The 20,791-nt window shown below is 63.6% G+C and carries 20 protein-coding genes; 6 read left to right on the top strand and 14 right to left on the bottom strand.

All coding sequences use genetic code 11. The annotated features are described in order from the left end of the window. Window positions 1-48: 48 nt before the first annotated feature. Together recJ and NGM28_RS22325 are read right to left on the bottom strand one after the other, a co-directional pair. On the bottom strand, window positions 49-1,758 hold the full coding sequence (recJ, locus tag NGM28_RS22330; protein ID WP_252091489.1) for a single-stranded-DNA-specific exonuclease RecJ: 1,710 nt from the start codon (window positions 1,756-1,758) through the stop codon (window positions 49-51). A gap of 30 nt (window positions 1,759-1,788) precedes the next feature. Next, the gene (locus NGM28_RS22325) at window positions 1,789-2,331 is read right to left on the bottom strand and encodes a YaeQ family protein (RefSeq protein ID WP_240065115.1); all 543 of its coding nucleotides are present in this window, start codon (window positions 2,329-2,331) and stop codon (window positions 1,789-1,791) included. 326 nt (window positions 2,332-2,657) lie between these two features. Here NGM28_RS22325 and NGM28_RS22320 point away from each other — a divergent pair, with 326 nt between their 5' ends. After that, a complete protein-coding gene (locus NGM28_RS22320) occupies window positions 2,658-3,857 on the top strand; it encodes a CaiB/BaiF CoA transferase family protein (RefSeq protein ID WP_252091487.1) in 1,200 nt (399 codons plus the stop codon). Between the two features lie 12 nt (window positions 3,858-3,869). Then, window positions 3,870-4,742 carry a TIGR02285 family protein gene (locus NGM28_RS22315; RefSeq protein WP_252091484.1) on the top strand — a complete coding sequence of 291 codons (873 nt, stop codon included), beginning with the start codon at window positions 3,870-3,872 and terminating at the stop codon, window positions 4,740-4,742. A 135-nt stretch (window positions 4,743-4,877) separates the two neighbouring features. Here NGM28_RS22315 and NGM28_RS22310 read toward each other — a convergent pair whose 3' ends face one another. From NGM28_RS22310 to xerD, 6 genes are all read right to left on the bottom strand, one after another. Further along, entirely contained in the window at window positions 4,878-5,159 is a 282-nt protein-coding gene (locus NGM28_RS22310) for a DUF3509 domain-containing protein (RefSeq protein ID WP_252091482.1), read from the bottom strand. A gap of 101 nt (window positions 5,160-5,260) precedes the next feature. Then, complete coding sequence (locus tag NGM28_RS22305) at window positions 5,261-5,677, bottom strand: histidine kinase (protein ID WP_252091481.1); 417 nt, start codon at window positions 5,675-5,677, stop codon at window positions 5,261-5,263. A 335-nt stretch (window positions 5,678-6,012) separates the two neighbouring features. Further along, window positions 6,013-7,422, bottom strand: a complete 1,410-nt coding sequence (gene thrC, locus NGM28_RS22300; RefSeq protein ID WP_240065110.1) for a threonine synthase — start codon at window positions 7,420-7,422, stop codon at window positions 6,013-6,015. 167 nt (window positions 7,423-7,589) lie between these two features. Continuing rightward, the gene (locus NGM28_RS22295; RefSeq protein ID WP_240065109.1) at window positions 7,590-8,894 is read right to left on the bottom strand and encodes a homoserine dehydrogenase; all 1,305 of its coding nucleotides are present in this window, start codon (window positions 8,892-8,894) and stop codon (window positions 7,590-7,592) included. An 82-nt stretch (window positions 8,895-8,976) separates the two neighbouring features. Further along, window positions 8,977-9,738, bottom strand: a complete 762-nt coding sequence (locus tag NGM28_RS22290; RefSeq protein ID WP_252091480.1) for a DsbC family protein — start codon at window positions 9,736-9,738, stop codon at window positions 8,977-8,979. Between the two features lie 153 nt (window positions 9,739-9,891). Continuing rightward, complete coding sequence (xerD, locus tag NGM28_RS22285) at window positions 9,892-10,788, bottom strand: site-specific tyrosine recombinase XerD (RefSeq protein ID WP_252091478.1); 897 nt, start codon at window positions 10,786-10,788, stop codon at window positions 9,892-9,894. A 68-nt stretch (window positions 10,789-10,856) separates the two neighbouring features. Here xerD and NGM28_RS22280 point away from each other — a divergent pair, with 68 nt between their 5' ends. Further along, window positions 10,857-12,683 carry a cation:proton antiporter gene (locus NGM28_RS22280; RefSeq protein ID WP_240065107.1) on the top strand — a complete coding sequence of 609 codons (1,827 nt, stop codon included), beginning with the start codon at window positions 10,857-10,859 and terminating at the stop codon, window positions 12,681-12,683. 109 nt (window positions 12,684-12,792) lie between these two features. Here NGM28_RS22280 and NGM28_RS22275 read toward each other — a convergent pair whose 3' ends face one another. The 6 genes from NGM28_RS22275 to ffh all read right to left on the bottom strand — a co-directional run bounded on the left by NGM28_RS22275 (window position 12,793) and on the right by ffh (window position 16,864). Then, window positions 12,793-13,200 carry an acyl-CoA thioesterase gene (locus tag NGM28_RS22275; protein ID WP_252091476.1) on the bottom strand — a complete coding sequence of 136 codons (408 nt, stop codon included), beginning with the start codon at window positions 13,198-13,200 and terminating at the stop codon, window positions 12,793-12,795. A 100-nt stretch (window positions 13,201-13,300) separates the two neighbouring features. Beyond that, window positions 13,301-13,651: a 50S ribosomal protein L19 gene (gene rplS / locus NGM28_RS22270; RefSeq protein ID WP_011535315.1), complete on the bottom strand. Its 351-nt coding sequence runs from the start codon at window positions 13,649-13,651 to the stop codon at window positions 13,301-13,303. A 42-nt stretch (window positions 13,652-13,693) separates the two neighbouring features. Further along, the gene (trmD, locus tag NGM28_RS22265) at window positions 13,694-14,446 is read right to left on the bottom strand and encodes a tRNA (guanosine(37)-N1)-methyltransferase TrmD (protein ID WP_011535316.1); all 753 of its coding nucleotides are present in this window, start codon (window positions 14,444-14,446) and stop codon (window positions 13,694-13,696) included. A 3-nt stretch (window positions 14,447-14,449) separates the two neighbouring features. Further along, complete coding sequence (gene rimM / locus NGM28_RS22260; RefSeq protein ID WP_240065105.1) at window positions 14,450-14,986, bottom strand: ribosome maturation factor RimM; 537 nt, start codon at window positions 14,984-14,986, stop codon at window positions 14,450-14,452. A 5-nt stretch (window positions 14,987-14,991) separates the two neighbouring features. Continuing rightward, window positions 14,992-15,243 carry a 30S ribosomal protein S16 gene (rpsP, locus tag NGM28_RS22255; RefSeq protein WP_011535318.1) on the bottom strand — a complete coding sequence of 84 codons (252 nt, stop codon included), beginning with the start codon at window positions 15,241-15,243 and terminating at the stop codon, window positions 14,992-14,994. Window positions 15,244-15,487: 244 nt separating this feature from the next. After that, window positions 15,488-16,864, bottom strand: a complete 1,377-nt coding sequence (gene ffh / locus NGM28_RS22250; RefSeq protein ID WP_011535319.1) for a signal recognition particle protein — start codon at window positions 16,862-16,864, stop codon at window positions 15,488-15,490. 262 nt (window positions 16,865-17,126) lie between these two features. Between ffh and NGM28_RS22245 the strand changes: the two genes are divergently transcribed. The 3 genes from NGM28_RS22245 to NGM28_RS22235 all read left to right on the top strand — a co-directional run bounded on the left by NGM28_RS22245 (window position 17,127) and on the right by NGM28_RS22235 (window position 20,682). Then, complete coding sequence (locus tag NGM28_RS22245) at window positions 17,127-17,936, top strand: cytochrome C assembly family protein (RefSeq protein ID WP_240065104.1); 810 nt, start codon at window positions 17,127-17,129, stop codon at window positions 17,934-17,936. Window positions 17,937-17,945: 9 nt separating this feature from the next. Further along, window positions 17,946-19,133, top strand: coding sequence for a transporter associated domain-containing protein (locus tag NGM28_RS22240; protein WP_252091473.1), 1,188 nt, complete (start codon window positions 17,946-17,948; stop codon window positions 19,131-19,133). Window positions 19,134-19,377: 244 nt separating this feature from the next. Then, window positions 19,378-20,682 carry an MFS transporter gene (locus tag NGM28_RS22235; RefSeq protein ID WP_240065102.1) on the top strand — a complete coding sequence of 435 codons (1,305 nt, stop codon included), beginning with the start codon at window positions 19,378-19,380 and terminating at the stop codon, window positions 20,680-20,682. Window positions 20,683-20,791: the final 109 nt, after the last annotated feature.

The raw sequence follows: 20,791 nt of genomic DNA, 5'->3' as shown, positions 1-20,791 counted from the left end.
GGATATCTCACATACGCCAGAACAACCAACTAACCAACCAACAGAAAATCACCGCGCTTCCATATGCGCAATCATCAACTGCACACTCTCATTCCCCCGAAACTCATTCACATCCAGCTTGTAGGCCAACTCCACCCACCGCACGGTAGGATTCGGCCAAACCTCCCGGTCCACCCCAAAGGCAATCCCATCCAGCGTCACCGCCCCACACTCGCTCTTGAGCACAACCTTGAGATGCCGCTCTCCCACGACCCGCTGCGAGACCAGCTGAAACACCCCATGGAACAACGGCTCAGGGAAGTGCTGCCCCCATGGCCCGGCATTGCGCAAAGCCCGCGCCAGCTCCAGGTGAAACTCCTCGACCGCCAACGAGCCATCCGACAACAGCCGCCCTGTCAGGTCCTCTTCACGCAACTGCCGCCGGACCTCCGCATCGAAGGCCTCGGCAAATGCCGGGAAGTTATCGGCAGGCAGCGACAAGCCAGCCGCCATGGCATGCCCGCCAAACTTGCTGATCAACGACGGATATCGCGCCGCCACCGCATCCAGCGCATCGCGAATGTGGAAGCCCGCCACCGACCGCGCCGAGCCTTTGAGCATCCCCTCCCCCGCATCGGCAAAGGCGATGGTCGGGCGGTGGTAACGCTCCTTCAGGCGCGACGCCAGAATCCCGATCACCCCCTGGTGCCAGTCAGCGTCGAACAGGCAAAGCCCATAGGGCATGGACTCCACCGGCAGATCCTTGAGCTGGGCCAGCGCCTCGCGCTGCATGCCCTGCTCGATGGACTTGCGGTCCTGGTTCAGGCCATCCAGCTCCTGAGCCATATCCAGTGCCAGCCCGGCGTCATCGCACAGCAGGCATTCAATGCCGAGGCTCATGTCATCCAACCGGCCGGCTGCATTGAGCCGGGGCCCTAGAATGAACCCCAGGTCGGTGGAGGTGATACGCCGATGGTCACGCCGGGCCACTTCGAGAATGGCCTTGAGCCCAGGCCGCGCACGGCCGGCGCGGATACGCTCGAGCCCCTGGTGCACCAGGATGCGGTTGTTGGCATCCAGCGGCACAACGTCGGCGACACTGCCCAGGGCAACCAGGTCGAGCAGTTCGCCGATATTCGGCTGAGCCTGCGTTTCGTAGTGCCCGAGGCTGCGCAGACGTGCGCGCAGGGCCATCAGCACATAGAAGATCACCCCGACGCCTGCCAGCGACTTGCTCGGGAACTCACAGCCGGGCTGGTTCGGGTTGACGATGGCATCAGCATCCGGCAACTGTTCGCCAGGCAAGTGGTGGTCGGTGACCAGTACCTTCAACCCAGCAGTCTTGGCGGCCGCCACACCGTCGACACTGGAAATGCCGTTATCCACGGTAATCAACAACTGCGGCTGACGCTCCAGCGCGACCTGGACGATTTCGGGCGTCAGACCGTAGCCATACTCGAAACGGTTGGGCACCAGATAGTCGACATGGGCCGCGCCCAGCAGACGCAGGCCCAACACGCCGACCGTACTGGCGGTGGCACCGTCGGCATCGAAGTCACCGACAATGAGAATTCGCTGGCGCTGGTCGAGGGCCTCGACCAGCAGGTCCACGGCCGTCTCGATACCCTTGAGCCGCTGGAACGGCAACAACCGCGCCAGGCCCTTGTCCAGCTCGGCCTCGGACGCCACGCCACGGGCGGCGTACAGGCGGGTCAGCAAGGGCGGCAGGTTACCCAGGAACGGCAGGGTCGACGGCAGGGGACGGGGTTCGATACGCATGGGGCCTTCGGCAATCAGATAAAGGGCAGGTCAGCCGCGCTCGCCGAGCAGCCACTCGAGCTGCACTTCGTGCTGGCCACGGTCGTCGGTGACGAACACCGTGCCTTCGCTGATCATCACGTCCCACTTGATGGTCCGCGGCATATCGGTGGCCAGGGTTTCCAGCACCTCCTGCGGTACCACAGCGATGCTCAGGTTCTTCAGGCCCTTGACCGCATCGACCACCTTGTTCTGCCACACCCGCAGGCTGCCATAAGCCAGCAAGCTAGTACGCTCGGTGCGACGCGAGCACCAGGTCAGGCGCTCGGCGTCGGGCTGGCCGACTTCGATCCAGTGCAGGATGCGGTCATCCAGGCTCTTTTCCCACAATGCCGCTTCGTCGACGTCCGACAGGCCACGCCCGAACGACAACTGCTCGTTGTACCACAGGGCATAGGCCAGCAGGCGCACGGCCATGCGCTCTTCGGTCTCCGAGGGGTGACGGGCGATGGTCTGGCGAACGCTCTCGTACACGCCGCGGTCGAGGTCGGTCAGATTCAGTTCGAACTTGTAGGTGGTGGACGGCTGGGCCATGGGCGATGGGCTTCTTGCGGGGAGAAAAGTCACACAGTCTAACTGATCCTGGCCGGCAGCGGGGCGCGTAACGTTCCTGGCCCGGCTTTGCCGGGCATCGCCAGCAAGGCTGGCTCCTACAGATGTGCGCAGGCGCATGGCACCTGTAGGAGCCAGCGTTGCTGGCGAATGGGCCGCCACAGGCAACACAGGGCCATCGCCCAAGCCTTCCCCCTGCGGCCATCAAATACCGATTGCACAGACACATTTCTTGTACCCCGCGACAGTACCTGCCGCTGCCGAGCTGTGATACAACCTGCCCTCACGCCCATTCGTCAGGATGCCCCATGCCCACGCCCAGCAAACCTCTCGCCGGCCTGAAAGTCATCGAGCTCGGCACCCTGATCGCCGGCCCCTTCGCCTCGCGCATCTGTGCCGAGTTCGGCGCCGAAGTGATCAAGGTGGAGTCGCCGGACGGCGGCGACCCGCTGCGCAAATGGCGCAAGCTGTACGAGGGCACGTCGCTGTGGTGGTTCGTCCAGGCACGCAACAAGCAATCACTGACGCTAAACCTCAAACACCCCGAAGGCCTCGAGGTGCTCAAACGCCTGCTGGCCGAGGCCGACATCCTGATCGAGAACTTCCGCCCCGGCGTGCTGGAGAAACTCGGCCTGGGCTGGGAGGTGCTGCATGCGCTCAACCCGCGCCTGGTGATGGTACGTCTGTCGGGCTTCGGCCAGACAGGCCCGATGAAAGACCAGCCAGGCTTCGGCGCCGTGGGCGAGTCCATGGGCGGGCTGCGTTACATCACCGGCTTCGAGGATCGCCCACCGGTGCGCACCGGGATCTCCATCGGCGACTCGATCGCCGCCCTGTGGGGCGTGATCGGCGCGCTGATGGCCCTGCGTCATCGCGAAGTCAATGGCGGCCAGGGCCAGGTGGTGGACGTGGCGCTGTACGAAGCGATTTTCGCCATGATGGAAAGCATGGTCCCGGAATTCGACGTGTTCGGTTTCATCCGCGAGCGCACCGGCAACATCATGCCGGGCATCACCCCCTCTTCCATCCACACCACGCAGGACGGCCGCCATGTGCAGATCGGCGCGAATGGCGATGCGATCTTCAAGCGCTTCATGCAGGCCATCGGCCGTGGCGAACTGGCCAACGACGCCACGCTGGCCAGCAACGATGGCCGCGACGCGCGCCGTGACGAGCTGTACGGGGTGATCGACCGCTGGGCCAACAGCCTGCCACTGGACGACGTGATGCAGACGCTCAATGCGGCCGAAGTGCCGGCCAGCCGCATCTATTCGGCCGAGGACATGTTCAGCGACCCGCAGTACCTGGCCCGCGAGATGTTCCTCCAGGCCCGGCTGCCAGATGGCAAGCCCTTCAAGATGCCCGGTATCGTGCCCAAACTCTCCGACACGCCCGGCTCCACCGAGTGGGTCGGGCCAGCCCTCGGCGAGCACACCGCCACGGTACTCGGCAGCCTGGGCTACGACGCGGCGGCCATCGCCCGCCTGCGTGAAGCCGGCACAGTCTGACCTGCCAGCTGCATGCGCCTCGGTCGCCTGTCCACGCTATGCTGCCTGATGCTGGCCCTGCTTGCAGGGCCCTCAGTCCAGGCCAAGGAGCGCCTGCTCTGGCTGGTGCGCGACCTGCCGCCCTTCACCATTTTCGAAGGCGCCGCCAAGGGCCAAGGCGTGATCGATCAGTTGTTACCGATGCTGATTGCGCAGATGCCCGAGTACGACCACAGCATTGTCCGGGTCAACCGCGCCCGGGGCCTGCAGATGCTCCAGGAACCGAGCTTCACCTGCGACCCCACCTTGTTGTGGACACCTGAGCGCGAGAAATACGTGCACTTTTCCCTGGCTTCATTGGGCGTGCTGAGCAGCGGGCTGGTAGTGCGCAGGCAAGACGAAGCACTGCTTGCCCCCTTTCTGGACGAGCAACAGGTCGACCTCAAACGCTTGCTGAGCCAGACCCGGCTCAAGCTGGGCATCGTCGCCGAGCGCAGCTACAGCGTCCAGGTAGACGAAATCCTCCGCCAATTGCCCGACAGCGCCTTCAGCCGCCATTATGGCAACGACGCCACTGCCAGCCTGCTGCAGATGCAGCAACTGGGGCGCCTGCAACTGGTACTCGGCTATTGGCCCGAAATGCGCTACCTGATCCAGCAGCAGGGTGGCTCGCTGGAGGATTACCGCTTTCACCCGATCCAGGGCGTGAACCGCTACCAGTTCCTCCATGTGGGCTGCTCGGACACCCCCTTGGGGCGCGAAGCCATCGCCCATGTCGACCAGTTGCTGCCCGGACTGCGACGCGACACGCTACCGGATCTCTATGCACGCTGGCTGGACCCTGAGCTGCAGACGGACTACCTCGAGCAGGCCCGGCACTTTTTCGACGATCAGGCGCCGCGCTAGCCAGGCAAAAAGAAACCCCGGCCGCTGGGGAAGACGACCGGGGTCAAGCGAAAGTCCTCAGGGACTTGCGGCGGTAGCCTGGCAATACCGGAGCAAAGCACCACCAGACCACCCTTGATCATTCTGACGGGACACTCAGGCAAAGGTTCCCCGGCGCTCCCGACGATGTTGCAAGGCAGCGATCACACAAGGTTGCAGGCGGCCTTCGGCGATCTGCAGGTCGCGGTGCAGGCCATCGACCAGATCGACCAGCAACTGTTGTTCGACCAACTGTCGCGCGCACACCTGACGCCGCAACGTCTCGGCACCCTGTTCGTCATAGAGGGTCAGTTGGCGATTACCGCTGGCGTCGAGGGCGCCAAGCGAGGCGTGGTAAGGGGTCAGGGCGTCGTTGAGCAGTCTGCAGATTCTTTCCATCCGGATCACTCGCTGGGTGGTGGACATGGAGGAACTGACCATCGGACCTGCCGGAAAGTTCTCCATTTCAGGCCCTTCCCGACGAGCATGCGCGGTGAATATTACAGTTCAGCTAACCTACCCTGTCTCACCGCGAGTGATCCTTTCAAGCGCTTCAACGCATCGTCAAGTACGGGGGTCGACAGAGGCCAGGGCACTTCGGCGATTACCTTCAACCCCCTCCTGCGAGCCTCCCTGGCCAGGTCCGGCCCCTTGTCATCGGCTTGCCCGACGAACAGCAAGGCATGGGGCTCCTGCCCGCGTTCAAGATGATCGATCAACGCCTGCCCGCTACGCCTCGGCATGCCGTGGTCTAGTACCAGCACATCCAGAGGGCCTGCCTGAGCGAGGCTGGCCTTGGTGGCGGAGAGCTGATCGTGCAGGCGTACATTGAACACCCCAAGGGCGTTGAAGGCCTGATGCAGGAGGATCTGGTGGGAAGGACGCACCTGATGGATGAGGACATGGAGCCTGCGCATGAGCGTCTCCTGTTTGTGGCTGCCAACTGGGATGGGCGCTCACTCTAGGCAGGCTGCTGACTCCTAGATATAGGAAAAGACTGAAAAGCACATGGGACTGGTCCCTAAAAAAACCGCCCAATGGGTAATGCCAGCCAGTTAGCGCTTCATCGCACTTATTGGGGCTGCTTTGCAGCCCTTCGCGGGTAAACCCGCTCCTACACGTACAGCGCTCGATTCAGCGTTTGCGCGATCCTGTAGGAGCGGGTTTACCCGCGAAGGGGCGCGGAGCGACCCCAATTGGCTTAACTGACTGGCATTAGCCCAATGGGCGGTTTTTTGTCAGTCGGTGAAGCTTACAGCGGCTTGCCACGATTACCGTGCTGGCTGACGAAGGCCTGGACGGTCTTCAGGTCATTGGCCAGCACCGTGCAGCGCTCTTCACGGCTGAACAGGTCGCTGAGGTGAGCGGGCAGCTCCAGGGCCTTGCCAACGCCGGCCTTCTCCACCGCCTCGGGGAACTTGACCGGGTGCGCGGTACCCAGCACCACCATCGGGGTGTCCAGGCTGCGACGGCACTCGCGGGCGGCCTTGACGCCGATCGCGGTATGCGGGTCGAGTACTTCACCGGTGCTCTTGAACACCTCGGCGATGGTTTCGCAGGTCTGCTCGTCGGTGACAGCCAGCGAGTCGAAGAGCTTGCGGGCTTCGGTCCAGCGATCTGCCTCGACGCTGAAGCCGCCGCCTTGCTTGAAGGTGTCCATCAACGCGGCAACAGCGGCACCATTGCGGCCGTGCAGATCGAACAGCAGGCGCTCGAAGTTGGACGAGACCATGATGTCCATCGATGGCGACAGCGTCGGGTGCAGGGCGTCCTTGACGTACTGGTTGCCGCTCATGAAGCGGTGCAGGATGTCGTTGCGGTTGGTCGCCACCACCAGCTGGCTGATCGGCAGGCCCATGTTGCGTGCCAGGTAACCGGCGAAGATGTCGCCGAAGTTGCCGGTCGGTACCGAGAACGCCACCGAACGGGCCGGGCCACCCAACTGCAGGGCTGCATGGAAGTAGTAGACGATCTGGGCCATGATCCGCGCCCAGTTGATCGAGTTGACCGCCACCAGGCGAGTGCCCTTGAGGAACGACTGGTCGGCGAAGCTGGCCTTGACCATCTCCTGGCAGTCGTCGAAGTTACCCTCGATGGCGATGTTGTGGATGTTGTCGCCCAGGATGGTGGTCATCTGCCGGCGCTGCACTTCCGACACACGCTGGTGCGGGTGCAGGATAAAGATGTCGACGTTGTCGCAACGGCGGCAACCTTCGATGGCGGCCGAGCCGGTGTCACCGCTGGTGGCGCCGACGATCACCACGCGCTCGCCGCGCTTGACCAGTACGTGGTCGAGCAGGCGGCCGAGCAGTTGCAGGGCGAAATCCTTGAACGCCAGGGTCGGGCCGTGGAACAGCTCCATGACCCACTCGTTGCCGTTGAGCTGGCGCAGGGGCGCCACGGCGGCATGGGCGAAGTTGCCGTAGGTTTCTTCAAGGATTTTCTTGAAGTCGGCGTCGGCGATGCAACCATCGACGAACGGGCGCATCACCCGGAAGGCCAGTTCGTGGTACGGCAGGCCGGCCCAGGAGGCGATCTCTTCCTGGGTGAAGCGTGGCAGGTTCTCGGGAACGTACAGGCCGCCATCACTGGCCAGGCCAGCCAGCAGGACGTCTTCGAAGTTCAGGGCCGGAGCCTGGCCGCGGGTACTGATATAGCGCATGGGTACAAACCTTTGGTTTGAGCGGCAAGCTTCGAGCTGCAAGCTACAAGTTAAAGCCGATTGGCGTTGCTCTCGTGCTCTGCGTCTCACCTTGCCACGAATGTATTCTATTCAAGCCCCAACACCGCTCTGCCTTTACTTGCAGCTTGCAGCTTGAAGCTTGCCGCTTAGTTGAGCTGTTCGACGCGGATGCGCACGACCTTGCCGACCACGTCCTGGAGCGCTTCCAGGGCGACGATGGCATCGTCGATACGCTGCTCGACCACCCGATGCGTGAGCAGGATCATCGGCACCAGGCCATCCTGCTCCTCCGCTTCCTTCTGCATGATCGATTCGATGTTGATGCCGCGTTCCGAGAGGATGCTGGCGACCTGGGCGAGCACGCCTGGGTGGTCCTTGGCCTGGATGCGCAGGTAGTAGGCGCTTTCACAAGCTTCGATCGGCAGGATCGGATGGGCCGACAGCGAGTCGGGCTGGAAGGCCAGGTGCGGCACGCGGTTCTCCGGGTCGGAGGTCATGGCGCGGACCACGTCGACCAGGTCAGCGACCACAGACGACGCGGTCGGCTCCATGCCGGCGCCGGCCCCGTAGTACAAGGTGGAGCCTGCGGCATCGCCGTTGACCATGACCGCGTTCATCACGCCATTGACGTTGGCGATCAGGCGATCGTTGGGGATCAGCGTCGGGTGCACGCGCAGCTCGATGCCGGCGCTGGTACGGCGAGCCACGCCCAGGTGCTTGATGCGATAGCCCAGGGCCTCGGCGTAATTGACGTCGGCGGTGGTCAGCTGGGTGATGCCTTCGGTGTAGGCCTTGTCGAACTGCAGCGGGATACCAAAGGCGATGGAGGCCAGGATGGTCAGCTTGTGCGCGGCGTCGATGCCTTCCACGTCGAAGGTCGGGTCGGCTTCGGCATAGCCCAGCGCCTGGGCTTCGGCCAGCACGTCGGGGAACGCGCGACCCTTGTCGCGCATCTCGGTGAGGATGAAGTTGCCGGTGCCATTGATGATCCCGGCCAGCCAGTTGATGCGGTTGGCCGACAGGCCTTCGCGGATCGCCTTGATCACCGGGATGCCACCGGCCACCGCAGCTTCGAAGGCGACAATGACGCCCTTCTCGCGGGCCTTGGCGAAGATCTCGTTGCCATGCACGGCGATCAGCGCCTTGTTGGCGGTGACCACGTGCTTGCCATTTTCGATAGCCTTGAGCACCAGGTCACGGGCGATGGTGTAGCCACCGATCAGTTCGATGACGATATCGATCTCGGGGTTGCTCGCCACTTCGAACACGTCAGCGGTAATGGGGGTACCGGTAATCTGGCAATTCGGGTTCTGCGAGCGCATGGCAATCTGTGCCACTTCAATACCGCGCCCGGCACGGCGGGCGATCTCCTCGGCGTTGCGCTGAAGTACATTGAAGGTTCCGCCACCGACGGTCCCCAACCCACAGATGCCTACTTTGACCGGTTTCACTGTGAACTCCCCATTGAACGGCCGGCACCTGCGCCGACCGTGAAACATGCCGTCACCCCATGACGACGGCGTACTGAATGATTTACTTGGTGGCCTGCTGCTGGCCAGCCAGGGCCAGCTTGGCCACCTGCGGCGCCGGCTGGTAGCCCGGGATCACCTGGCCGCTCTCGAGCACGATGGCCGGCGTGCCGTTGACACCGATCGACTGGCCCAGGGCGAATTGCTTGCCGACCGGGTTGGCGCACTTGCCAGCTTTGATCTCTTTGCCGTCGACCATCTTGTCCAGCGCCGCGCGGCGGTCGCTCGAACACCAGACCGCCTGCAGCTGCTCGTCACCCGGCGAACCCAGGCCCTGGCGCGGGAAAGCGACGTAGCGCACTTCGATACCGCGACGATTGAGCTCGGGCACTTCGGCGTGCAGCTTGTGGCAGTACGGGCAGGTGGTGTCGGTGAACACGGTGATGTGCGACTTGGTCTCGCCCTTGGCCGGGTAGACGATCATCTCGCCTGCCGGGATGCCGTTGATGAGCTTGGCGATACCCTGGCGCTCGGTCTTCTCGGTGAGGTTGACCGGTTTGCCGTCCTGGATCTGGAACAGGTAGCCCTGCATTACGAACTGGCCGTCGGCGCTGGCGTACAGCACGCGGCCGCCCTGCAGCTTGACTTCGTACAGGCCGCTGAGCGGGCTGCTGGCGACGCTCTCGACCGGCACTTCGAGTTCGAGGTTCTGCAACGACTTGCGGATTGCCTGCTCGGCGCCGGCAGTCGTCTCGGTGGCCGCGGCGGCGGCAAAGGTACTGGCCAACGCCAGGGCGGCGGCGGCGAAAATCTGGGTCACGCGCATGGGAACTCCTGAGGGCGGACGGGGCCGGAGGGGCGTCGCCCGCGCCTTGAACGCGGCGAACGGTCGGCCCTTGCAACAAACCGTCCAAGCCTACCACAACAGACCGGCGCAGTAGGGGTCCTCAGGCACCGGTCGGCGGAACATGAATATCATTCATCCACGCGGGTGGTGCTGGGCGTGCAACTGCTGCAACCGCGCCTTGGCCACGTGGGTGTAGATCTGCGTGGTGGAGAGGTCGCTGTGCCCCAGCAGCATCTGCACCACGCGCAGGTCGGCCCCGTGGTTGAGCAGGTGGGTGGCGAACGCGTGGCGCAGGGTGTGCGGCGACAGCGGCTTGTCGATGCCCGCCACCCGCGCGTGGTGCTTGATCCGGTGCCAGAAGGTCTGCCGGGTCATCTGCTCGCCGCGCAGGCTGGGGAACAGCACGTCGCTGGGCCGGCCGTTGAGCAGGTCGGCACGGCCATCACGCAGGTAGCGTTCGAGCCACAGCACGGCCTCCTCGCCCATCGGCACCAGGCGCTCCTTGCTGCCCTTGCCCATCACCCGCAACACGCCCTGGCGCAAGTTGACCTGGTCCAGTGTCAGGCTGACCAGCTCGGTCACCCGCAACCCGCAGGCGTAGAGCACTTCGAGCATGGCCCGGTCGCGTTGGCCGATGGCCTCGCCCAGGTCGGGGGCCTTGAGCAAGGCTTCGACGTCGGCTTCCGACAAGGATTTGGGCAACGGGCGACCGAGTTGCGGCATGTCCACCTGCAAGGTCGGGTCGACGGCGATCATCCGTTCGCGCAGCAGATAGCGGTAGAAGCCACGCACGCCGGAGAGGAACCGCGCCGTCGACCGGGGTTTGTAGGCCTGGTCGAAACGCCAGGCCAGATGGTCGAGGATCAACTCGCGACCGGCGTCGGGCAGCGCCACGCCCTGCTCCTGGAGCCAGCCATTGAACAGCGCCAGGTCGCTTCGATAAGAGCTGCGAGTGTTGTCGGACAAGCCCTTCTCCAGCCAGAGGGCATCGAGGAACTGGTCGATCAGGGGGTGGTCTAGGGCTGGCATGCAAACTCGGTGGCAAACGGTGAAATGGCGCTTAGTCTTTCATAACATTGCATGCTGAGGGAGCCCGCATGAACGAACAGCAGATTCTTTTGAGTGTCGGCGGCATTGGCGCGGCGGCGCTGCTCTGCCAATGGCTGGCCTGGCGCCTGAAGCTGCCGGCGATTCTGTTCTTGTTGCTGTGTGGGATTCTCGCCGGGCCCATATTAGGGTGGCTGCAACCCCAAGCTTTGTTCGGCCCACTGTTGATGCCACTGGTATCACTGGCCGTAGCACTGATCCTGTTCGAAGGCAGCCTCACCCTGCACCTGTCGCAATGGCGCGAGATCGGCAGTGTGGTTCACCGCCTGGTCACCGTCGGCGCGCTGAGCACCTGGCTGGTGATCGCCCTGGCCACCCACTGGCTGCTCGGTTTCGACTGGCCCCTGGCGATCCTGTTCGGCACCCTGACCCTGGTCACCGGCCCCACGGTGATCGTACCCATGTTGCGAGTGGTGCGGCCCAAGGCGGCGATCGCCAACATCCTGCGCTGGGAAGGTATCGTCATCGACCCGATCGGCGCGCTGCTGGCGGTGGTGGTCTACAGCTTCATCATCGCCAGCGCCGCCGGTGACGGCGTGAGCCAGAGCCTGGCAACTTTCGCCGGGGTGATTTTCTGCGGCAGCGTGCTCGGTGTCGCCGGTGGCTGGCTGCTCGGGCAGGTCATGCGTGAGCAGTGGCTGCCGGAATACCTGCACAACCTGGCTTCGCTGGCGGCGGTGCTGGGCATCTTCATCGCCGCCAATCAGATCGTCCATGAATCGGGGCTGCTGGCGGTCACGGTGATGGGCATGTGGCTGGCCAACATGCCTGGCGTTGATGTGCGGCAGATCCTGCACTTCAAGGAGAATCTCAGCGTGCTGCTGATCTCCGGGCTGTTCATCCTCCTGGCCGCGCGGCTCGACTTGCATGCCTTGCTGGGCCTGGGCCCGGCGGTGCTGGCGCTGCTGCTGGTCATCCAGTTGCTGGCGCGGCCGTTGAACGTGTGGCTGTCTACCCTGGGCTCGCCATTGAACTGGAGGGAGCGCGCGCTACTGGCCTGGATTGCGCCACGGGGCATCGTCGCCGCGGCGGTGTCGGCCATCTTCGCCATCCGCCTGGACGAGGCCGGCCATGAGGGCGCGCTGCTGCTGGTGCCGCTGACCTTCGCCGTGATCATTGGCACCGTGGTGCTGCAGAGTGCCACGGCCAGGCCGCTGGCACGCCTGCTGAAGGTGGCGGAGCCAGCGCCAAGCGGGTTCCTCGTCGTGGGTGCCAACCCACCCGCGCGGGCGATCGCCAAGGCCCTGCAACAACTCGGCTGCCGGGTGCTGCTGACCGACTCGAGCTGGGAGAACATCCGTGCCGCGCGTATGGAGAACCTGCCCACCTATTTCGGCAACCCGGCCTCCCAGCATGCGGACGCCCACCTTGACCTGGTCGGGCTCGGCCACCTACTGGGGTTGTCGCCGGCAGGGGAGCTCAATGCGTTGGCTTGTGCGCGCTTTCGCCATGATTTCGGCCAGGGCCGGCTGTTCGTGCTGGCCAGCGGGCTGGAGAAACAGCGCAGCGACAAGCACCGGGCCAGTGAAGAACACCGTGGGCAACTGCTTGGGTCGAGTCCGCTGACCTATGCACAGCTGGCAAAGCTGCTGCACCAGGGCGCCGAGTTATACAGCACCACCTTGACCGAGGCATTTACCTGGGCGGACTACCAGCAACTGCATGGTGAGCGCGCGACATTGCTGTTCGCCCGCGACAGCAACGGTTGGGTGCATGTGGCCAGCCCGGAAAACCCGCTCAAGCCTCAACCGGGTTGGACGCTGGTGGCGCTGGTGGAACCGGAGCTTGTCGAAGAGTCCATACACATAGACCTGTAGGAGCGGCTTTAGCCGCGATGCAGGCAACGCGGTGTCTGGCACCCGCTTGGCGGGTGATCGCGGCTGAAGCCGCTCCTACAAAGGGCGCGCCAAATCCATATCGGGACGATCAGTCCAGCGGCAGCACGGGCACCGGGCGCTTGTCCTCATCGATGGCGACGAAGCTGAATACGCCATGTATGGCGCGCTCGCGGCCATCGAGGTACATGTTCTCGACGAACACATCCACCTGCACCTGCAGGCTGGTGTTGCCGACCTTGACCACGCTGCCCACCAGCTCGACGATCGAGCCCGCCGGGATCGGGTGCTTGAAGTCGATGCGGTCGGTGGACACGGTCACCAGCGGCAAGCGGCAGAAACGGGTGGCGGCGATGAACGACACTTCGTCCATCCACGCCAGGGCGGTGCCGCCGAACAGGGTATTGTGGTGGTTGGTGGTGTTGGGGAACACCGCCTTGGTCACGCGGGTCACCGACAGTTCGGTGCGGCGCTGGACTTCCTGGTCTCGGCTGGTCATCTTCGGGTCACATCGCAAGGGTAGATTTCAGAAAGCAAAAAAGCAGCCCGAAGGCTGCTTTTTTCTCGCAAGGCGGCCTAGGCCGCCAGGCAAACTGTACTCAGGACAGTTTTTCCTTGATACGAGCGGCTTTGCCGGACAGGTCGCGCAGGTAGTACAGCTTGGCTTTACGCACGTCACCACGACGTTTCACGGCCAGGCTGTCGATCTGCGGGCTGTAAGTCTGGAAGGTACGCTCTACGCCAACGCCGCTGGAGATCTTGCGCACGGTGAAGGCGCTGTTCAGACCGCGGTTACGCTTGGCGATGACGACGCCTTCGAACGCCTGCAGACGCGAGCGGTCGCCTTCCTTCACTTTAACCTGGACGACAACGGTGTCGCCTGGTGCAAAGGTCGGGATCTCTTTGCTCATCTGCTCGGCTTCGAGCTGCTGGATGATCTTGTTGGTCATGCTGTGCTCCTAAGATGGATAACTCGATCCACCATCGATACGTTAACTATCGTCCCGCTCGCGGAGGTATTCCTCGAGCAGCTTCTTCTCTTCTCCAGAAAGCGAGCGACTTTCCAGAAGATCGGCGCGTCGTTCGAAGGTCCTACCAAGGGACTGCTTCATCCGCCAACGCCGGATATGTGCATGGTTGCCACTTAGCAACACGTCGGGAACACGCTGATCCGCATACACCTCAGGTCGGGTGTAGTGCGGGCAATCCAGCAGACCGTCGGTGAAAGAGTCTTCCTCCGCCGAGTCCACATGCCCTAAAGCTCCGGGCAGCAGCCGTGTAACCGCATCGATCAGTACCATGGCCGGCAGCTCGCCACCGGAAAGCACATAGTCGCCAATCGACCACTCCTCATCGACATGAGCCTCGATAAAGCGCTCGTCGATGCCTTCATAACGGCCGGCAATCAGGATCAACGACTCCTGTTCGGCCAGGCCTTTGACCGCCTGCTGAGTCAGCTTGCGGCCTTGTGGCGAGAGGTAGATCACCTTCGCCGCAGCTCCAGTCGCCTGCCTGGCACTGGCCAGGGCGTCTTCCAGAGGCTTGATCTTCATCACCATGCCCGGACCACCGCCAAACGGCCGATCATCCACCGTGTGGTGACGATCTGTGGTGTAGTCCCGCGGGTTCCAGCAGGTCACTTGCAGCAACCCCTGTTTCACCGCGCGGCTGGTAATGCCGTACTCCGTGATGGCCGAGAACATCTCGGGGAACAACGTGACGACTTCTACGCGAAGGGTATCCATCGTTTAGAAATCCGCGTCCCATTCAACGCGCATCACACCGGCTTCCAGGTCGACTGCCAGCACGCATTGCCCGGTATAGGGCAACAGACGCTCGCGATCATCCAGGCTGCCTGAGCAAGGCTTGACCACCAATACATCGTTCGCGCCGGTCTCCAACAGGTGATCGATCTTGCCGAACAAGTGTTCGTCCTGATTGATGACCTTCAGGCCTACCAACTGGTACCAGTAGTACTCGTCGGTTGCCAGGTTGGGCAAAAGGCTTCGCGAAATGCAGATTTCATGACCACTCAGAAGACGGGCTTCATCACGATCATCGAGGCCTTTGAGCTTCACGACCAGGCCCTTCTGGGAGCCACGACCGCTGACCAGCTCGACCTGTTTTACCTTGCCTTCGTGCCGAAGCGTCCAGCGTGGGTAATCCAACAGGTTTTCAATCGGATCGGTAAAGGAATACACCTTCACCTCGCCGCGAACGCCGTGAACCGAAAAAATCTTGCCAACGACGATGAGGTCGTCAGCCTTTTCTGGCGTCGCGTTCATACTGCTCAGGCTGCAGCCTTGGCAGCTTCCTTCAGCAGCTGAGCAACGCGCTCAGACGGCTGTGCGCCCTGGCTCAGCCAGTAGGTGACGCGCTCTTGGTTGACCGACAGCTTGACTTCGGCGCCCGATGCGATCGGGTTGAAGAAGCCAACGCGCTCAACGAAACGGCCGTCACGGGCGTTACGCGAGTTGGTCACGGTCAGGTGGTAGAATGGGCGCTTTTTCGAGCCGCCACGGGCCAGACGAATGGTTACCATGTGAACATCGTTCCTATAGTCGGTGCTGCAAAACTGAATGCCCAATGGGCACACGGGTGCCCAAAAGGCCGCATATTCTCGGGGAATACACGGACATTTGCAAATGCCTTTTTCGGCGAGCACATGCCCGACCGCTCAGTTCTGCCGGTTTAGCCGCTCAGTTGCGGCCGTTTACCCGCCAAGGCGGGGTTTGAAGGGGCTCCCCTGCTTCTTTATATAAAGCAGGGCAACCCCTCGGTTTCACTTACATCTTCGGCATGCCGCCACCTGGCAGCATCCCGCCAAGGCCACGCATCATCTTGGCCATGCCACCCTTGGCGGAGAATTTCTTCATCATCTTCTGCATCTGCTTGTGCTGCTTGATCAAGCGGCCGATGTCCTGCACCTGGGTGCCGGAACCGAGGGCGATACGGCGCTTGCGCGAACCGCTGATCAGGTCGGGGTCGCGACGCTCGGCCGGGGTCATGGAGTTGATGATCGCCTCCATCTGCTTGAACTGCTTCTCGGCCGCGCCCTGGGCGTTACCCATCTGCGAAAGGTTCATGCCGCCGATGCTGGGCAGCTTGTCCATCAGGCCACCGAGGCCGCCCATGTTCTTCATCTGCTGCAGCTGGTCGCGGAAGTCCTCGAGGTCGAAGCCCTTGCCCTTCTTCAGTTTCTTGGCGAGCTTGTCGGCCTTGGCCTTGTCGATGTTCTGCTCGGCCTGCTCGATCAGGCTGAGCACGTCACCCATGCCGAGGATGCGCGAGGCAATACGGTCAGGGTGGAACGGCTCGAGGGCTTCGGTCTTCTCGCCCATGCCGATGAACTTGATTGGCTTGCCAGTAATGGCGCGTACCGACAGGGCGGCACCACCACGGGCGTCACCGTCGACCTTGGTCAGCACCACGCCGGTCAGCGGCAGGGCGTCGCCGAAGGCCTTGGCGGTGTTGGCGGCGTCCTGGCCGGTCATCGCGTCGACCACGAACAGCGTTTCGATCGGCTTGACCGCGGCGTGCAGGGCCTTGATCTCATCCATCATGTCAGCATCGACATGCAGGCGGCCGGCGGTGTCGACGATGACCACGTCGATGAACTTGAGCTTGGCTTCGCGGATCGCCGCCTCGGCGATGGCCACCGGCTTCTGGCTGATGTCGGACGGGAAGAAGGTCACGCCGATGTCGTTGGCCAGGGTTTCGAGCTGCTTGATCGCCGCCGGACGGTAGACGTCGGCCGACACCACCATCACGCTCTTTTTCTTGCGCTCTTTCAGGTGGCGCGCCAGCTTGCCAGCGGTGGTGGTCTTACCGGCACCTTGCAGGCCGGCCATCAGTACCACGGCGGGTGGCGCGGCGTTGAGCGTCAGCTCTTCGTTGGCCGCGCCCATCAGGCTTTCCAGTTCGGCCTGGACGATCTTGACGAAGGCCTGGCCTGGCGTGAGGCTGCGCGACACTTCGGTGCCGACCGCGCGCTCCTTGATGCTGTTGACGAAATCCTTGACCACCGGCAGGGCGACGTCGGCCTCGAGCAGGGCCATGCGCACTTCGCGCAGCGTGTCCTTGATGTTGTCTTCGGTCAGCTTGGCCTTGCCGGTGACATGGCGCAGCGTCTGTGACAGGCGGTCGGTCAGGTTTTCGAACATGGTGATCCTTTCAGGCCCAGTAAAGCCGAGGTTTTTCAGGCGCCCAGGTGAACAGGTACACGCGCTGGGCACAGCAAGGCGGCGATTATACCGAAGGCAGCCGCAAGCAGCGAGCCGCAAGCGACAAGTAAAAGCTGGCCATACGTCGATCCAATTTTGCTTGCAGCTCATAGCTTGACGCTTGCAGCTTGTGACGCAGTCTTCCTTGCCCACTGCGTTCTATGCCAAACTCCGTCCCTTTAGGGCTTGCCTGCCAGGACTTATGCTCTCTTCACCCAGCCTCATCCCCAATCTGCTCGCCGCCTTCCTTTATGTGGCCGCGACCATCTTCCAGGCCACCGGCCTGGCCCGTGGCGCCCGTGCCGACAAACGGCTGCTCGGCCTGCTCGGTACATTGGCAGTGCTCGCCCAGGGCGGCGCGCTGTTCTTCCAACTGATCACACCACTGGGCCTGAGCCTCGACTTCTTCAGTGCCGCCAGCCTGATCGCCGTGGCGGTGATCGCCCTGACGCTGGTCGCCTGCCTGAGCATTCCGGTGGAAAACCTGCTGGTCCTGCTGTTCCCGCTCGGCGCGGTGACCGCGCTGCTGGCCCAGTTCGCCCCGCCCGGCACGGTACCGTTGATCAACGAGGAACCGGGTATCCTGGCGCACATCCTGCTGTCGATCCTGGCCTATGGCCTGTTCACCATCGCCGTGTTCCAGGCCCTGCTGCTGTTGCTGCAGGACCACCAGTTGAAGAACAAGCACCCGTCCGGGCTGATCCGCAACTTCCCGCCACTGCAAACGATGGAGAGCCTGCTGTTCGGTTTCCTCTGGGCCGGCTGGGGCCTGCTTTCGCTGTCGCTGATCTCCGGCTGGTTATTCCTCGACAACCTGTTCGCCCAGCACCTGGTGCACAAGACCCTGCTGGCCTGCGTGGCCTGGATCGTCTTCAGCGTGCTGCTGTGGGGCCGCACCCGCCTGGGCTGGCGCGGCCACAAGGCGATCCGCTGGACCCTCGCCGGTTTCTGCCTGCTGATGCTGGCCTATTTCGGCAGCAAGCTGGTCCGCGAATTCATCCTGCATATCTGACGGCCGCCCATGGACACCCTGCCGTACGCCCCGCTGCTCGGCACACTCGCACTGGCACTGCTGTGGTCGGCGCTGTTCACTGCCGTGGACACCGCCCGCCAGCAACTCAATGGCCAGGCTGAGCCCACGCTGCCGGCCCAGGCCCTGGTGCTTGGCGCCAGCCTCGGCAAACTGCTGGTGCTGGGCCTGGCCTGCCTGATCGGCCAGCGCCACAACGGTGAGCATGGCTTCTGGCTCGCCGGCCTGGGCGCCACACTCATGCTGCTGGTGCTGGCCGAATACCTGCCGCGGCGCCTGGCCCGGCGCAACCCGCAAGCCTTCCTCAGCCTCGGGGCCAGCCTGCTCAAGCTGCCGCTGGCCACCCTGCTGCCCTTGGGCTGCCTGCTCGACGGCTGCGCCAAGCTGGTCCTGCGCCCGTTTCGCATCCAGCCCAACGCCGTGGCGCTGCATCCCCAGGAGCATGACGACTTCGACGAGGACACGGCGCACGATCCGGCCCGCAATGGGCTGCTCGAAGGCCTGCAGGCGCTGGACAAGGTCACCGTCAACGACATCCTGGTGCCACGCAACGAAGTGGACGGCATCAACCTCGACGACCCCATCGAGCAGATCATCGAGCAACTGATCGTCAGCCGGCATACTCGCCTGCCGGTCTACCACAACGACATCAACCAGGTCGAAGCGGTGCTCAACACCAAGCTGATCAGCCACCTGCTGCCTCGCGCCGAGCTCAGCTTCGAAAAACTCCAGGCCGCCTGCTACGAGCCCTACTTCGTCCCTGAGAGCACCCCGTTGCAGATGCAGTTGCTGAACTTCCACAAGCAGCAGCGGCGCATGGGCGTGGTGGTGGACGAGTATGGCGAGGTGCTGGGCATCGTCACCTTGGAAGACATCCTCGAAGAAATCGTCGGCGAATTCGAGGACGAGCACAGCCTCGACAACCCCCATGTACACCCTCAGCCCGATGGTACCTTCGTCATCGAGGGCACGGCGTCGCTGCGTGAAATCAACCGCACTCTGGGCTGGCACCTGCCTTCCGACGGCGGACCGAAGACCCTCAATGGCCTGGTCACCGAAGCGCTGGAAAGCATTCCGGAAAGCGCGGTTTGCCTGAAGATCGGCCGCTATCGACTGGAGATCCTCGAAACCGAGGACAATTGCGCCAGCAAGGTACTGGTCTGGACCGTGACCCGATAGCTATACTCGGGTCACGCTTACCCAGCCCTGCCGTCCCGCCTGCTACCCGCACCCGGCGCTTTAAGGCCAGTCCGCACCACTGACACGCCCCGCGGTCCTGCTTCAACACCCCGAACAGTGCCCGCTCCCCGCCTCTATCCCCTGGGCTATCGTCAGTCGGGCGACCAACAACAATACGCTCCGGCTCCCGTGTGCCCGCCACATGGGCCGTGCCCCATGGAGCATGACTGTCAGGGACCTTCGCATGACTACCAGCAGCACCTACGCCGAACCTGCTTCGGCGACCCCGGCCAACTCCCCGGCCCGGGTGGCCACCGCCAGCTTCATCGGCACTGCCATCGAGTTCTACGATTTCTACGTCTACGCCACCGCCGCCGCCCTGGTGATCGGGCCGGTGTTCTTCCCGTCCGGTTCCGGCACCGCGCAGATGCTCGCGGCGTTTCTCACCTTTGGCATCGCCTTCCTCGCCAGGCCACTGGGGTCGGCACTGTTCGGCCACTTCGGCGACCGTATCGGGCGCAAGTCGACGCTGGTCGCCTCGTTGCTGCTGATGGGTGTGTCCACCACGCTGATCGGCGTGCTGCCGGGCTATGAAAGCATTGGTGTGTGGGCACCGATCCTCCTCTGCCTGCTGCGCTTCGGCCAGGGCCTGGGGCTGGGTGGCGAATGGGGTGGCGCGGCGCTGCTGGCCACCGAAAACGCCCCGCCGGGCAAGCGCGCCTGGTTCGGCATGTTCCCACAGCTCGGCCCATCGATCGGCTTCCTGGCCGCCAACGGCCTGTTCCTTACCCTGGCCCTGGTGCTCAGCGACGAGCAATTCCGCGAATGGGGCTGGCGCATTCCGTTCTTGCTCAGCGCCGCCCTGGTGCTGGTCGGCCTGTACGTGCGTCTGAAACTGGAGGAAAGCCCGGTGTTCGCCAAGGCGGTCGCCCGCCACGAGCGGGTGAAGATGCCGGTGGTCGACCTGTTCGCCCGCTACTGGCTGCCAACCCTGCTCGGGGCCGCGGCGATGGTGGTGTGCTACGCGCTGTTCTACATCTCCACGGTGTTCTCGCTCAGCTATGGCGTGACCACGCTGGGCTACAGCCGGGAGACCTTCCTGGGGCTGCTGTGCTTCGCCGTGGTGTTCATGGCCCTGGCCACGCCGCTGTCGGCCTGGCTGAGCGACCGCTTCGGGCGCAAGCCGGTGCTGATCGTCGGTGGCCTGCTGGCCATTGCCTCGGGCTTCACCATGGAGCCGCTGCTGACCTCGGGGTCGACCACGGGCGTGGCGCTGTTCCTGGCCATCGAGCTGTTCCTGATGGGGGTGACCTTCGCGCCGATGGGCGCGCTGCTGCCGGAGCTGTTCCCGACCCATGTGCGCTATACCGGCGCGTCGGCCGCGTACAACCTGGGCGGCATCGTCGGCGCCTCGGCGGCCCCGTTCTTTGCCCAGAAGCTGGTGAGCATGGGGGGATTGAGCTGGGTGGGGGGGTATGTGTCGGTGGCAGCGGTGATCAGCCTGATTGCCGTTTTGTGCCTGAAAGAGACACGCGATACAGCGCTTTGAGCCCTTGGGGCTGCTTTGCAGCCCTTTCGCGGCACAAGGCCGCTCCTACAGGGATCGCATACCTCCTGTAGGAGCGGCCTTGTGCCGCGAAAGGGGCGCAGAGCGCCCC

Source organism: Pseudomonas sp. MWU13-3659 (assembly GCF_023757525.1).
GTDB classification, from domain to species: domain Bacteria; phylum Pseudomonadota; class Gammaproteobacteria; order Pseudomonadales; family Pseudomonadaceae; genus Aquipseudomonas; species Aquipseudomonas entomophila_E.
Note: the sequence above shows the minus strand (reverse complement) of the source record. Positions and strands in the feature narration are given on the sequence as shown.

Excerpts from the sequence above, each read along its gene's own strand:
- recJ (WP_252091489.1), bottom strand. The coding sequence starts at position 1,758 with ATGCGTATCGAACCCCGTCCCCTGCCGTCGACCCTGCCGTTCCTGGGT.
- NGM28_RS22325 (WP_240065115.1), bottom strand. The coding sequence starts at position 2,331 with ATGGCCCAGCCGTCCACCACCTACAAGTTCGAACTGAATCTGACCGAC.
- NGM28_RS22320 (WP_252091487.1), top strand. The coding sequence starts at position 2,658 with ATGCCCACGCCCAGCAAACCTCTCGCCGGCCTGAAAGTCATCGAGCTC.
- NGM28_RS22315 (WP_252091484.1), top strand. The coding sequence starts at position 3,870 with ATGCGCCTCGGTCGCCTGTCCACGCTATGCTGCCTGATGCTGGCCCTG.
- NGM28_RS22310 (WP_252091482.1), bottom strand. The coding sequence starts at position 5,159 with ATGGAAAGAATCTGCAGACTGCTCAACGACGCCCTGACCCCTTACCAC.
- NGM28_RS22305 (WP_252091481.1), bottom strand. The coding sequence starts at position 5,677 with ATGCGCAGGCTCCATGTCCTCATCCATCAGGTGCGTCCTTCCCACCAG.
- thrC (WP_240065110.1), bottom strand. The coding sequence starts at position 7,422 with ATGCGCTATATCAGTACCCGCGGCCAGGCTCCGGCCCTGAACTTCGAA.
- NGM28_RS22290 (WP_252091480.1), bottom strand. The coding sequence starts at position 9,738 with ATGCGCGTGACCCAGATTTTCGCCGCCGCCGCCCTGGCGTTGGCCAGT.
- xerD (WP_252091478.1), bottom strand. The coding sequence starts at position 10,788 with ATGCCAGCCCTAGACCACCCCCTGATCGACCAGTTCCTCGATGCCCTC.
- NGM28_RS22280 (WP_240065107.1), top strand. The coding sequence starts at position 10,857 with ATGAACGAACAGCAGATTCTTTTGAGTGTCGGCGGCATTGGCGCGGCG.
- NGM28_RS22275 (WP_252091476.1), bottom strand. The coding sequence starts at position 13,200 with ATGACCAGCCGAGACCAGGAAGTCCAGCGCCGCACCGAACTGTCGGTG.
- rplS (WP_011535315.1), bottom strand. The coding sequence starts at position 13,651 with ATGACCAACAAGATCATCCAGCAGCTCGAAGCCGAGCAGATGAGCAAA.
- trmD (WP_011535316.1), bottom strand. The coding sequence starts at position 14,446 with ATGGATACCCTTCGCGTAGAAGTCGTCACGTTGTTCCCCGAGATGTTC.
- rimM (WP_240065105.1), bottom strand. The coding sequence starts at position 14,986 with ATGAACGCGACGCCAGAAAAGGCTGACGACCTCATCGTCGTTGGCAAG.
- rpsP (WP_011535318.1), bottom strand. The coding sequence starts at position 15,243 with ATGGTAACCATTCGTCTGGCCCGTGGCGGCTCGAAAAAGCGCCCATTC.
- ffh (WP_011535319.1), bottom strand. The coding sequence starts at position 16,864 with ATGTTCGAAAACCTGACCGACCGCCTGTCACAGACGCTGCGCCATGTC.
- NGM28_RS22245 (WP_240065104.1), top strand. The coding sequence starts at position 17,127 with ATGCTCTCTTCACCCAGCCTCATCCCCAATCTGCTCGCCGCCTTCCTT.
- NGM28_RS22240 (WP_252091473.1), top strand. The coding sequence starts at position 17,946 with ATGGACACCCTGCCGTACGCCCCGCTGCTCGGCACACTCGCACTGGCA.
- NGM28_RS22235 (WP_240065102.1), top strand. The coding sequence starts at position 19,378 with ATGACTACCAGCAGCACCTACGCCGAACCTGCTTCGGCGACCCCGGCC.